Here is a 12,971-nt window from a genome sequence, read left to right as displayed (position 1 = left end):
CCTCAGGGGGCGGGGCAGGGCGGGGCGGATGCGGGACGGCTCAGGCGCGGGCCGGTGCGGCCAGCGCGGGTGCCGACTCGGGAGCCGGCAGTCCCAGGTTGTCACGGAGCGTGGTGCCCTCGTACTCGGTGCGCAGCGATCCGCGCTCCTGCAGCAGCGGCACCACCTTGTCGACGAACTCGTCGAGGCCCGACGGCACGACGTGCGACCCGATGACGACACCGTCGGCGCCGTCTTCCTGCACGAAGGCGTCGAGCTGGTCGGCGACCTCGGCGGCGGTGCCGACATAGGTCGCCTCGCGGGCCACGGCGTGAGCGAGCCCGCGCAGGGTGAGCCCGCGTTCGGCGGCGAGTTCCCGCCAGGTGCGCACCGTCTCGAAGCGGTCCTGGAAGATGAACGCCCGCCCCTGAATGAACGGCGCCGCGGCGGGATCGGGGTCGATATCGGGCACCGGGCCGTCGAGGTCGAACGCCGACAGGTCGCGGTTCCACACCTGCTCGAACGTCACCTGGATGGTGCGGTCGCTCAGCTGCTGCTCCTTGATGAAACGCGCCTTCTCCACCGCCTCGGCCGTCGTGTCCCCCAGCACGAAGCCCGCCGACGGCAGGATCTTGACGTGATCGGGGTTGCGGCCGAACCGGGCCACCCGGTCTTTGATGTCGGCGTAGAACGCCTTGCCCTCGGCGAGGGTCGAGTAGGGCGAGAAGATCGCGTCGGCGGTGGAGGCGGCGAAGTCGCGGCCCTGCGGCGAGACCCCCGCCTGCACGACCACCGGCCGCCCCTGCGGGCTGCGCGGCACCGTGAAGCGCCCCTCGATGTCGAACTGCGTGCCGTGGTGGGCGAACCGGCCGGCCTGGCCGTCGCGCAGGAACACCCCGGCATCCTTGTCGGCGACGATCGCGTCGGCGGCCCACGAGTCCCACAGTTCGCGGATCGTGGCGACCGTCTCCTCCGCCCGCACGTAGCGCTGGGCGTGGGGCAGGAAGCCGCCGCGGCGGAAGTTGGCACCTGTGAACGCGTCGAACGAGGTCACGACGTTCCAGCCGGCCCGGCCGCCCGACAGGTGGTCGAGGGTCGCGATCTGGCGGGCCAGCTCGTAGGGCTCGTTGAACGTGGCGTTGAGCGTGCCCACCAGGCCCAGGTGCTCGGTCACCGCGGCCAGGGCCGCCAGCACCGAGAGCGTGTCGGGGCGCCCGGCGATGTCGTGGTCGAAGATCACGCCGTCGCGGGCGCGCAGGGCCAGTCCCTCCGCGAGGAAGAAGTAGTCGAAGCGGCCGCGCTCGGCGGTCTGGGCGACGTGGCGGAACGTGGAGAAGGCGATCTGGCTGCCCGCATCCGGGTGCTCCCACGCGGTGTGCTCGTTCACGCCGCCGACATAGGCGGCGAGGATGATCTGCTTGCGTCCGGTCATGATGTGCTGCGTCCTCTCTCAGGGATCTCGCGCGGTCGGTGTTCTCAGGCGACGGATGCCGCATAGCGGCTGGGGATGCCCTCGGGAAGCCCGAGCAGGCCCCGCAGGGTGGCGGCCTGGTCGGCCTCGGCGGGCAGCAGCCCGCGGCGCTGCAGTTCGGCGACGAGGTCGCCGGCGATGCGCGGCAGGTCGTCGGTGGCGACGGCGGGGCGCAGGCGCACGCCGGCGTAGCCGAGGGCGTCGAGCTCGGCGATGACATCGGCGAGCTCTGCCGCCGACCCGGCGACGATGCGGGCATCGGAGACGAGCGGGCGCCCGAGCCGGTCGAGGCGGGCCAGGCGCTCGGCGGCGCGCTCGCCGCCCGGCTCGTCGAGCAGCACCACGAGGTCGGCGAACACGCGCAGCGGCTCGCCCGCCCGGTCGGCGGCGCGTTCGGCGGCGGCGATCTCGTCGAGGATGCCGCGGGCGTGGGCGGTGTCGGCCGGCGTGACGAACACGACGTCGGCCGAGCGCGCCGCCAGCAGGTAGGGCACCTCGGCGTGGGCCAGGGCCGCCACGACGGGCTGCCCCTGCGGCGGGCGCGGGGTGATCGACGGCCCGCGGACGCTGAAGAACCGGCCCTCGAAGTCGACGCGGTGCACCTTCTCGGCGTCGAGGAAGCGGTCGGTGGCGGCGTCGCGGATCTCGGCATCGTCCTCCCAGCTGTCCCAGAGCCGGCGCACCACCTCGACGACATCGGCGGCCTCGTCGAAGTACTCGGCGACAAGGCCCGGCAGGGCGGGGTCGTCCAGGCCGACCAGCTGCGGCTGCTCCCGCCGGCCGACATGGGCCGACTCGTCGGGGCGGGCCGACACCTTCACCTGCCAGCCGGCACGGCCCTCGCTGGCGTAGTCGAGGGTCGCCAGGCCCGTCGAGACGTGGAACGGCTCGGTGTGGGTCACCGTGACGGTGGGGATCAGCCCGATACGCGAGGTGACCGGGGCCACCCGGGAGGCGATCAGCAGCGCGTCGAGACGGCCGCGCACCTCGTCGGTGCGCTCGTCACCGGCGAAGGGCTCGGCCGACTGCAGCGCCAGCGAGTCTTCGATGGTGACGAAGTCGAGCAGTCCCGCCTCGGCGGTGCGCACGAGGTCGACCCAGTAGTCGGGGGTGAACAGCTCGGCGGGGCGCGACGACGGCTCCCGCCAGGCGGCCGGATGCCAGCCGGCGCCCTCCAGCGCCACGCCGATGCGCAGTCGTTCGGCTGAGGTTCGGACCGGTGCGGTCATGGGGTTCTCCTTCGATGATCTGATGCGGTCGTGGTCTGTTGCGGATGCCTCGGATGGGCGGATGCCTCGAGGCTCCCGCATCCGCGGCGGCGCCGTCGGGCGTGACGTCAAGCACCGACACCGGCCGTCACGCGGGGTAACGCCGGGGGCTCAGGCGGCCACCGGCGCGGTCTGCCCGGCCGGGCGCCAGCCCAGCTGCGGCAGCACCGCGTGTCGGATGTCGGACAGGATCTGGCGGTACTCGGCCTGCGCGAACGCGTAGGGCAGCGCGATGCGCAGCTCGGTGCGCCCGTCGATGGCGGGGTCGTCGCGCAGCCGGCGCACGATCTCGTCGGACGTGCCGACGAGGTCGCGTTGGAACACCAGCCCGCCGGTGGGAACGTGCGTGCGCGCCTCCCGCGCGGCGGCGTAGTCGGCGTAGTGCGCGCGCTGCGCGGCCGTGGCGCTGTCGGTGGGCACGATCACCCGCTCCACCCCGACCGCCGGCGCGGTGCCCGCGAACGCGTCGTAGTACTCGTCGATGTGGGCGCGCTGGGCCGGCTCGAACACGTCGCCGCCGGCACTGGAGGCGAGGTTGCCCAGCAGCAGTTTGAGGCCGCGTTCGGCGGCCCAGCGCACCGAGCGCTGCGATCCGCCGCCCAGCCACACCCGTTCCCGCAGCGACGGCACGTGCGGCTGCACGCGCGGCGTCTGCGGGCCGTACGGGGTGGCGATGGGCTCGCCCGCGAGGGGCCTCCCCTCGAGCGCGTCGAGGAACCGTTCGATCAGCGTGTAGGCGTCGACGTCGGCGGCGCCGTCGGTGCGGCCGAGCGGGCGCAGCAGCGCGCCGTGCGGCGCCGAGGTGCTGATCCCCGCGCTGATGCGGCCGCCCGAGAGGGCGTCGACAGTGGCGAAGTCTTCGGCCAATCGGAACGGCGTCTCGTAGCCCAGCGGCACCACGGCGGTCTCGAGCCGGATGACCGAGGTGCGCTGGGTGGCGGCGGCGAGGAAGGTGAGCGCCGACGAGACACCCCGCTCCAGGTGGCGCTGTCGGATGCCGGCGAGCTGGAAGCCCAGTTCCTCGGCGTACTCGAACAGGCCCAGGGTCTCCTCCAGCCCGGCGCGCGGGTCGTCTTCGGGGTAGGTGCCGGCGAGGGTGAACCCCGCCTCGCTGATGAGCGTGGTCGTGTCGGTGATCGGCATCAGTCGGCCTGCTTCCAGGCGGCCACGAGCGGGTTCAGCCGGGAGTCGGCGCCCAGCGTGATGTCGTGCACGACCTCTTGCGTGCCGAGGATCGACGTGAGCTCGTGCACCGGGATCTGGTAGTACTGGCTCGCCAGCCGCTCTTGGGCGTCGGCCAGCAGCGCGTCGCGTGCGGCCGGGTCGCCGGCGGCGAGCTGACCCTGCAGCAGCGCCTCCAGCTCGGGGTCGTCGATGTCGTACCGGGTGGTGGCCTTCGAGAACGAGACCCGCAGGATGTCGCCGTCGGCGCGCGAGACGTTGCCCCAGGCGAGGTCGAAGTCGCCGGCCGACTGCTTCTCGAGGAACTCGGGCACGGTGCTGCCGCTGAGCGTCAGGTCGATGCCGACCTGCTTCAGCTGCTGCTGGATGAGTTCGAGCGAGGTCTGGTTCGGGCCGAAGTTGGTGATCCAGAGCAGGTCGAGCGCCAGCGGCTGGCCGTCTTTCTCGCGGATGCCGTCGGCTCCCTCGCGCCAGCCGGCCTCGTCGAGCAGGTCGGCGGCGCGCTCGGGGTCGTACGAGAAGTACGAGCTCTGGTCGGCGTAGGACGGGGTGGTCTTGGCCAGGGCGCTGGTGGCGACGTTGAAGTAGTCGTTGAGCGCGGTGTCGCGCACCACCGTGGCGTCGATGGCGGCCGAGATCGCCTCGCGCACGGCGACGTCGGCCACCAGCGGTCGCGACACGTTGAACGAGAGCCCGAAGGTGACGCCGGGGTTGCCGCGCCACACCAGCGGGTAGCCGGACTGGTCGAGGGCGTCGACGTCGGTGGGCTGCACGCCGCCGATCACGTCGACCTGGTCGGAGGTGAGGCTGCCGGTGCGCACGCTCGCCTCGGGCACGATCTGGAAGGTGACCGAGTCGAGGTGGGCGCGGCCGTCGTTGCCGAGCGCCCCGGGCGCCCACGCGTAGTCGTCGCGCGCGGTGAGCACGGTCTCGACGTCTTTCGTGTAGGCCTCGAGGGTGAACGGCCCGGTGCCGACGACCGCGGCGCCGTCGGCGCGCTGGTCGTAGGGCACGGCGAGGGTGGCATCGCCGACGATGCCCAGGGCGACGGCGGCGGTGGAGTTGGGGAAGGCGGCGTTGGGGCTGGCGAAGTCGACCCGGGCGGTGTGCTCGTCGACGACCTCGGTGCCCTGGTAGCCGACGAAGCTGCTGACGGCCTGGCTGAGCGCACCGGCGGCGACGATGTCGTCGAAGGTGGCCTTGACGTTCGCGGCGGTCAGCGGCGTGCCGTCGGAGAAGGTGACGTCGGTGCGCAGCTCGAACGTGAACGAGGTGGCGTCGTCATTGGCCGTGTACGACGTGGCGAGCCAGGGGTCCAGCGCCCCGCTGTCGGGGTTCTGGTAGAGCAGCGAGTCGACGAGCTGACGGGTGACGTAGAGGGTGTCGTTGCCCGAGCCCGTGCCCGACGGATTGAGCGAGATGGGGTCGTTGGCGATCGCGAAGGTGAGGTCGCCGCCGGCCACGGGCGTGGCGTCGTCGGCGGCGGTGGTGCCGGCCGGGGCGGCGCCGCTCGCGCAGGCGGTGAGGATGAGGCCCGCCGCGGCGGCGAGCGCCGCGGCGAGGGTGAGGCGTCTGGTGGACATGATGCTCCTGGTGAGGGGACGGTCGGTGAGGTGGGGTGGGTCGGGTGGGACGGGGCGGTCAGGGGTGCAGCACGGCGCGGCCGGGGATGGCATCCAGCAGCGCCCGGGTGTAGTCGGAGGCGGGCCGCTCGAACACGTCGTCGACATCGCCGATCTCGACGAGGCGGCCCCGCTGCATCACCCCGACGGTGTGGGCGATCTGGCGCACCACGGCGAGGTCGTGCGAGATGAACAGATAGCTGAGGCCGAACTCGCGCTGGATGTCGGCCAGGAGGGTGAGGATCTGATGCTGGATCGACACGTCCAGCGCCGAGACCGGCTCGTCGAGCACGAGCAGCTCGGGCTCGATCGCCAGCGCCCGGGCGATCGCGACGCGCTGACGCTGACCGCCCGAGAGCTCGGCGGGCTTGCGGTGCAGGGTGCCGGCGGGCAGGGCGACCAGGTCGACCAGCTCGGCCGCGCGCGCCCGGCGCTGCGCGCGCGACCCGAGCCGCAGCGCGACGAGGGGGTCGGTGATGAGCGCCTCGACGTTCAGGCGCGGGTTGAGCGCGGCATACGGGTTGTGCTGCACCAGCTGGATGCGGCGGCGCAGGGTGCGCAGGGCCGATCCGCCCAGCCGGGTGACGTCGTCGCCGTGGAAGAGCACCCGGCCGGCGGTGGGGTCGGCCAGGCGAAGGGCGAGGCGTGCCGTGGTGGTCTTGCCCGACCCCGACTCGCCCACGAGGGCGAGGGTGCGACCGCGTTGAATGCGGAAGCCGACGCCGTCGACGGCGCGCTGCACGCCGCCGCCGCCCGGCAGTGCGAACTCCTTGACCAGCCCGTCGACCTCGAGCACGGCCGGCGCGCCCGCCGACGCGGCGACGGCGGGGGCGGTGACGACGGCGGGGAGCGCCTGGCGGGCGTTGAGGCTCGGCGCCGCGGCGATCAGCTGCCGCGTGTAGGGATGCTGCGGGTCGAGCAGCACCTGCGCGGGCGTGCCCTGCTCGACGATGCCGCCCTGCGACATCACGATGATCCGGTCGGCGCGGTCGGCGGCCACGCCGAGGTCGTGGGTGATGAGCAGCAGGCTCGTGCCGCGTTCGCGCTTGAGGGCGTCGAGGTGATCGAGGATCTGGCGCTGCACGGTGACGTCGAGGGCGCTGGTGGGCTCGTCGGCGATGATCAGCGGCGGGTCGGCGATGATCGCGATCGCGATCAGCACGCGCTGGCGCATGCCGCCGGACAGCTCGTGCGGGTACTGCTGGGCGCGCAGGTGCGCGTCGGGCAGACCCGCCCGCTCGAGCGCCGCCACCGCCTCGATCGCCGCGGTGCGGCGATCGGCCCGCCCGTGCACGCGCAGCACCTCCGCCACCTGCGCGCCGATGCGCACGACCGGGTTGAGGCTCACGGTGGGGTCTTGCGGCACGAAGCCGATGCGCCCGCCGCGCACGGCGCGCAGTGCCGCCGCCGATGCGGTAACGAGGTCTCGCCCCTCGAAGCGCACGGCGCCGTCGCTGATGGCGGCGGCCCCCGGCAGCAGCCGGATGACGGCGTGCACGGTGGTCGACTTGCCCGAGCCCGACTCGCCGACGATGGCCACCGTCTCGCCGGGGGCGACGGTCAGGCTCACATCGCGCACGGCGTCGATCGGGCCCTGCGGTGTGCGGTACGAGACCGACAGTCCGTCGATCTCGAGCAGGTTCTCGCTCATCGGCGTGACCGTCCTTCGGTGTCGAGCCCGTGGGCCAGCCGGTTGGCGGCGAGCACGGTGAGGGCGATGGTGAGACCGGGCAGCGTCGTCAGCCACCAGGCGGTGCGCAGATAGTCGCGCCCGCCCGAGACCAGGGCGCCCCACTCGGGGGCCGGCGGCGGGGCGCCGTAGCCGAGGAAGCTCAGCGCAGAGACGGCGAGGATCGCGGTGCCGAACTCGAGCACCCCGAGCACCACCACCGGGCCGGCCGAGTTGGGCAGCACGTGGCGCACGAGGATGCGGGGCCGGCTGTTGCCCGAGGCCCGCGCCGCTTCGATGAACGCCGACCCGCGCACCCGCATGACCTCGGAGCGCATGATGCGCGAGACCGACGCGACGCTGGCGATGCCGACCGCGACGGCGACGTTGACGGTGCCGAACCCGAGAGCGGTGATGATCGCCAGCGACAGCAGCAGCCCGGGGATCGCTAGCAGCACGTCGGCGATGCGCATGATGACGGCATCCGTGCGACCCCCGGCGAAGCCGCTGAGAAGACCCAGCAGCGACCCTGCCACCAGGCCCACGGTGACGGCGATGGCGGCGGCCGACAGCGTCAGCGAGGTGCCGTGCACGACGCGCGTGTAGAGGTCGCGGCCGATCTGGTCGGTGCCGAACCAGTGGGCCGCCGAGGGCGGCTGCAGGTTGTCGGCGGGCGTGCCCACGAGGGGATCGCCGGGGGCGAGCAGCCCCGGCCACAGCGCCGCGACGAGCACGACGAGCAGCCACAGCAGCGCCACCACCGCGAGCGGCCGGCGCAGCAGCGCAGGCACGCGCAGCGCGGGGCGCCCGGCGGAGCGCTGCGAGACCGCGTCGGCGAAGCGGTTGCCGGCGGTCGCGCCGAACGTGTCGGCGGGGCGCTGCGCAGTGTCGGGGAGGAGGGCCGTGGTCTCGGACATCAGCGCACCGCCGTCAGTTCTTCTTCGGATGCGGCATCCACCGCGGGCGGCGCCTCGTCGGGCGTCGTCGCCGCGGCATCCGCCTGCGCCAGCCGTCGCCGCGGACGCAGCGACGGACCCACCAGCACGATGCGCGGATCGAGCAGGGGGTAGACCAGGTCGACGGCGAGGTTGGCCAGCACGAACACCGCGGCGGCGAACAGCACGATTCCCTGCACGACCGGGATGTCCTGCTGCTGCACGGCGATGGCGGTGACCCGTCCGATGCCGGGGCGCGAGAACACCGTCTCGGTGACGACGGTGCCCGACAGCAGCTGCCCGATGACGAGCCCGGTCACGGTGAGGGCGGGCAGCGCGGCGTTGCGCAGCGCGTGACGGAAGTGCACGCGGGCGCGCCCGGCGCCCTTGGCCCACGCGGTGTCGATGTAGGGCTCGCGCAGCGACGTGGACAGGCTCTTGGCCAGCAGCTGCGCGATCGTGGCGCCGGTGGGCAGGGCGAGAGTGATGGCCGGCAGCACCAGCGAGACGAACCCCTTGTCGCCCATCGCCGGGAACAGCGGCAGCTGGAACGAGAACCACTGGATGAGCATGAGCCCGAACCAGAACGAGGGGATCGCGACCCCGAGCGGGGGCAGGCCCAGCAGCACCGACGAGAGCCACGGCGAGCGCACGAAGGTGGCGAGCACCGCGACCCCGACCCCGACCACGACCGCCAGCAGCAAGCCGAGCGCCGCCAGCTGCAGGGTGGGCCCGATGGCCTCGCCGATCACCTCGGCGACCGGCCTCCCCAGGCTGATCGACGAGCCGAACTGCCCGGTGAGGATGCCGCCCAGCTGCGCGAAGTACTGCACCCACAGCGGACGGTCGAGGCCGTACTGCTGCCGGATCGCGTCGAGCTGCGCGGGCGAGATGTCGGTGGCGTCGCCGCCGGCCAGCAGGGCGACCGGGTCGCTGGGCAGCGCATAGAGCACGATGAACGACACCGTGTACGCGGCCCACAGCACCACGACGGCCTGACCGAGACGCGAGGCGATGTAGCGCACGGCGGCGCCGCGGCTGGCGCGGCGCGGGGTGACGGCGGACATCGGCGCCTCCTTTCCGGATTCGTGTCGGGGGGATGTCGGTGCGGCGAGGTGCCGCTGAGCGAGGATGCGCGCCGCGAAGCCGGCGCGGCGACCGGCCGTGACACGCGACGTCGTGTCACGTCATCCCCCGTCGTGTCGCGTCACGCGGCGATACATACCGCGCGGGTTCGCCGGGCGGATGCCACGGTTCGCCGCGCGGGCCGGGGCGGGGTGGCGCGCGGGTGCGGGCGGCTGTTGCGTGCGGTGACGGGCGATGTTGCCGCCGGGGGTGACGGGGCGCAGAGTGGAGCGATGCCCGATTCCCCCGCCACCGGCACCCTCACCACCGTCCCCTCCGTCGCCGCGGCACGCGAGGTCGTGCGCGCCGACGAGAGCGTGCTCGACAACGCCGCCTGGCATTCGCTCGCCGGACCCCACGCGACCTTCGCCCTCGGCGGCGACTTGGTGCGCCGCTACCCCGAAGACGTCGCCCCGTTCGTCGGGGTGCGCACGTGGGAGCACCCCGACGTGTGGGACGCGCTCATCGACCTCGTCGGCACGGGCGCCGAGATCGGGCTGTCGGGTTATGAGGGCGAGGTGCCGCCGGGCTGGGAGGTGCTCGGTCGCGGCGACGGCGTGCAGCTCGTGCAGACCGACGCCCTGCAGCCGCGTCCCGACGACGAGGCGATCGAACTCGGGGCCGATGACGCCGCCGAGATGATGGCGATCGTCGAACGCAACCAGCCCGGCCCCTTCCGGCCCCGCACCTACGAGCTCGGCCGCTACATCGGCATCCGCCGCGACGGGCGTCTGGTCGCGATGGCCGGCGAGCGCCTGCATCCGCAGGGCTGGACCGAGATCAGCGCCGTGGCCGTCGACGCCGACCACCGCCGCCAGGGGCTCGCGTCGCGTCTCGTGCTCGACGTGGCCTTCCACATCCAGCAGCGCGGCGACAGCGCGCTGATGCACGCGGCCGCCTCGAACGTCGGCGCGATCGCCGCCTACGAGCGCCTGGGCTTCGTGCTGCGCCGGCACAACCAGTTCGCCGCGGTGCGCACCCCCGTCTGACCGGGGGCCTTTCCGTCTCCGACACGAGCGGGCGTTTCGCGGCGCCAGGTTACGACGCGAATTGTCCCGCCGCCGCGACGCGGCGACAGTGAGACCGCGGCCACCCGGCCGCATCGAGGAAGGGAGCACGCCGTGTCGGAGCGTGTACACATCGCCGTGGCCCTGGACGGCGCCGGCTGGCATCCTGCCGCCTGGCGGGAGTCCACCGCCCGGCCTGCGGCCCTCACCACGGCCGCCTACTGGCGCGACCTGGTGCAGACCGCCGATGCCGCCGGCATCGTGTTCGCGACGCTGGAAGACGCGCTGTCGCTGGGCGGCCGGTCGTACGAGCCCGACGCCGAGACCCGCCGCGACCGCGTGCGCGGCCGCCTCGACGCGGTGCTGCTGGCCTCCTACCTCGCGCCGCTGACCACCCGCATCGGTCTGGTGCCGACGGTGACGACCACCCACACCGAGCCGTTCCACCTGGCCACCGGGCTGCAGACCCTCGACCACGCCAGCCACGGCCGGGCCGGGGCGCGCATCGTCGCCGGGGCCTTCCCCGCCGAGCGCGCCAACTTCGGGCGGCGCACCGACGGGCCCGCCGGGTTCCCCGCCGACGGCGTCGACGACGACGGGGCCTGGGAGGCCGCGTTCCGCGAGGCGGGCGAGGTCGTCGACGTGATCCGCCGGCTCGCCGACTCGTGGGAGGAGGACGCCATCATCCGCGACGTCGAGACCGGCCGCTTCCTCGACCGCGACCGCGTGCACAACGCGGAGTTCGAGGGCGAGTTCTTCTCCGTCACCGGCGCCTCCATCGTGCCGCGCTCCCCGCAGGGCGAGCCGCTCATCACCGCCCTGGCCCACCAGAGCATCCCCTACCGGTTCGCCGCCGCCCACGCCGACCTCGTCTTCATCACCCCGGCCGACGCGGCCGCGGCCGCCGGCATCATCGCCGAGGTGCGGGCCGCGTCAGACCTGGTGCGCACCGACCCCGAACCGCTGCAGGTGTTCGCCGACCTGCTCGTGCTCGTCGACGACAGCGACGAGCACGCCCAGGCCGCGTGGGCGCGTCTCGAGCAGCGCGCCCCGCTCACCACCGACGCCCGCGTGCTCGTCGGCACCGCCGAGCGCGTCGTGGCCGCGATCGGCGAGCTCGCCGCCGCCGGCGTCGACGGCGTGCGGCTGCGCCCCGCGCGCCTTCCCGCCGACCTCGACGCCATCGCCGGTCAGGTGGTGCCGCGCGCCGCGGCCGCCGGCATCCTCGCCGCCGACCCGACGAACGACGCCGACCCCCGCACGCTGCGGGAGCGCCTGGGGCTGCCGGTGCGCGCCAGTCGCTACGCCCGACAGGAGGTCTCGGCATGACCCGCCAGGTGCACCTCGCCGCCCACTTCCCCGGTGTGAACAACACCACCGTCTGGACCGACCCGACCTCGGGCAGCCAGATCGACTTCGCCTCGTTCGAGCACTTCGCCCGCAACGCCGAGCGTGGCCTGTTCGACTACATCTTCCTCGCCGAGGGGCTGCGGCTGCGCGAGCACCGCGGCCGCATCCACGACCTCGACGTGCTGGGGCGGCCGAACACGCTGGCGATCCTCACGGCGCTGGCGGCGGTGACCGAGCACATCGGCCTGGTCGGCACGCTCAGCACCACCTTCAACGAGTCCTATGAGCTGGCCCGCCAGCTCGGCACCCTCGACCTGCTCTCCGGCGGCCGGGCGGGCTGGAACGCGGTGACGAGCTCCGACGCCTTCCACGGTGCCAACTTCCGCCGCGGCGGCTACCTCGCCCACGCCGACCGCTACGTTCGCGCCGCCGAGTTCGCGGCGCTGTCGAAGGCGCTGTGGGCCTCGTGGCAGCCCGACGCGATCGCCGCCGACGCCGACACCGGCGAGTTCTTGCGCCCCGACGCCATCGCCCGGGTGCGCCACGACTCGCGCCTGTTCGACGTGGATGCCGTCTTCGACGTGCCCCGCTCCCCCCAGGGCCGCCCGGTGATCGTGCAGGCCGGCGACTCGGCCGACGGGCGCGACTTCGCGACCGCCCACGCCGACGTGATCTTCTCGATGCACACCGAGTTCGACGCGGCGCAGCAGTTCTACCGCGACGTGAAGGGACGGCTGGCCGCACACGGGCGCACCGAGGACTCGCTGAAGATCCTCCCCGCCGCCACCTTCGTGCTGGGCGACACCGCCGCCGAGGCCGCCGAGCGCTCCCGCGAGATCGCGCTGGCGCAGGTGCGGCCCGAGACGGCCATCACCTACCTCGAGCAGGTGTGGAACCGCGACTTCAGCGGCTACGACGCCGACGGGCCCCTGCCCGACGTCGAGCCCGACACCGGGCCCGAGAGCGCGCAGGGCTTCGCCAACCGGCACGCGGCGGTGCGCGCCCGCATCGACCAGCTGCGCGGCATCGCCACGGCCGAGAACCTCAGCATCCGCGAGCTCATCATCCGCATCACCGCGAACCACACCTTCGTGGGCACTCCCGCGCACGTGGCCGCCGAGATCGACCGCTACGTGCAGCAGCGCGCCACCGACGGGTTCACCGTGGTCGGCCACCTGAGCCCGCACGGCCTTGACGAGTTCACCGACCGGGTCATCCCGCTGCTGCAGGAGCGCGGCTCGTACCGCGAGTCGTACGACGACGGCGCGACGCTGCACGACCTGCTGGGTCTGCCGCCGGTCGACGCGGCCACGCCCGTACCCGCCGGGTCGTGAGCGGGGCGGCGGCGTGAGGTCGGCGGGGC

General features: G+C 73.6%; 10 protein-coding genes. 3 read left to right on the top strand and 7 right to left on the bottom strand.

The window, feature by feature from the left end; genetic code table 11:
• Positions 1-40: 40 nt before the first annotated feature.
• The 7 genes from N3K63_RS10865 to N3K63_RS10835 form a co-directional block, all read right to left on the bottom strand.
• Positions 41-1,411 carry an NtaA/DmoA family FMN-dependent monooxygenase gene (locus tag N3K63_RS10865; RefSeq protein ID WP_261580197.1) on the bottom strand — a complete coding sequence of 457 codons (1,371 nt, stop codon included), beginning with the start codon at positions 1,409-1,411 and terminating at the stop codon, positions 41-43.
• A gap of 44 nt (positions 1,412-1,455) precedes the next feature.
• Complete coding sequence (locus N3K63_RS10860; protein WP_261580196.1) at positions 1,456-2,679, bottom strand: LLM class flavin-dependent oxidoreductase; 1,224 nt, start codon at positions 2,677-2,679, stop codon at positions 1,456-1,458.
• 150 nt (positions 2,680-2,829) lie between these two features.
• On the bottom strand, positions 2,830-3,861 hold the full coding sequence (locus N3K63_RS10855; RefSeq protein ID WP_261580195.1) for an LLM class flavin-dependent oxidoreductase: 1,032 nt from the start codon (positions 3,859-3,861) through the stop codon (positions 2,830-2,832).
• A complete protein-coding gene (locus N3K63_RS10850) occupies positions 3,861-5,483 on the bottom strand; it encodes an ABC transporter substrate-binding protein (RefSeq protein ID WP_261580194.1) in 1,623 nt (540 codons plus the stop codon). Before N3K63_RS10850 ends, N3K63_RS10855 begins: the two co-directional genes overlap by 1 nt.
• A gap of 58 nt (positions 5,484-5,541) precedes the next feature.
• Positions 5,542-7,173 (bottom strand): dipeptide ABC transporter ATP-binding protein, encoded by a 1,632-nt coding sequence (locus N3K63_RS10845; protein WP_261580193.1) that lies wholly within the window; start codon positions 7,171-7,173, stop codon positions 5,542-5,544.
• Complete coding sequence (locus N3K63_RS10840; protein ID WP_261580192.1) at positions 7,170-8,108, bottom strand: ABC transporter permease; 939 nt, start codon at positions 8,106-8,108, stop codon at positions 7,170-7,172. Before N3K63_RS10840 ends, N3K63_RS10845 begins: the two co-directional genes overlap by 4 nt.
• The gene (locus N3K63_RS10835) at positions 8,108-9,193 is read right to left on the bottom strand and encodes an ABC transporter permease (protein ID WP_261580191.1); all 1,086 of its coding nucleotides are present in this window, start codon (positions 9,191-9,193) and stop codon (positions 8,108-8,110) included. Before N3K63_RS10835 ends, N3K63_RS10840 begins: the two co-directional genes overlap by 1 nt.
• Positions 9,194-9,484: 291 nt before the next feature.
• Here N3K63_RS10835 and N3K63_RS10830 point away from each other — a divergent pair, with 291 nt between their 5' ends.
• The 3 genes from N3K63_RS10830 to N3K63_RS10820 all read left to right on the top strand — a co-directional run bounded on the left by N3K63_RS10830 (position 9,485) and on the right by N3K63_RS10820 (position 12,942).
• On the top strand, positions 9,485-10,240 hold the full coding sequence (locus N3K63_RS10830; RefSeq protein ID WP_261580190.1) for a GNAT family N-acetyltransferase: 756 nt from the start codon (positions 9,485-9,487) through the stop codon (positions 10,238-10,240).
• 132 nt (positions 10,241-10,372) lie between these two features.
• Positions 10,373-11,587: an LLM class flavin-dependent oxidoreductase gene (locus tag N3K63_RS10825; RefSeq protein ID WP_261580189.1), complete on the top strand. Its 1,215-nt coding sequence runs from the start codon at positions 10,373-10,375 to the stop codon at positions 11,585-11,587.
• A complete protein-coding gene (locus N3K63_RS10820; protein ID WP_261580188.1) occupies positions 11,584-12,942 on the top strand; it encodes an NtaA/DmoA family FMN-dependent monooxygenase in 1,359 nt (452 codons plus the stop codon). The genes N3K63_RS10825 and N3K63_RS10820 overlap by 4 nt, the downstream gene beginning before the upstream one ends.
• Positions 12,943-12,971: the final 29 nt, after the last annotated feature.

This window comes from Microbacterium festucae, from assembly GCF_025421715.1.
GTDB classification, from domain to species: Bacteria; Actinomycetota; Actinomycetes; order Actinomycetales; family Microbacteriaceae; genus Microbacterium; species Microbacterium festucae.
The sequence above is the reverse complement of the archived record's forward strand: the minus strand, read 5'-3'. Positions and strand labels throughout refer to the sequence as shown.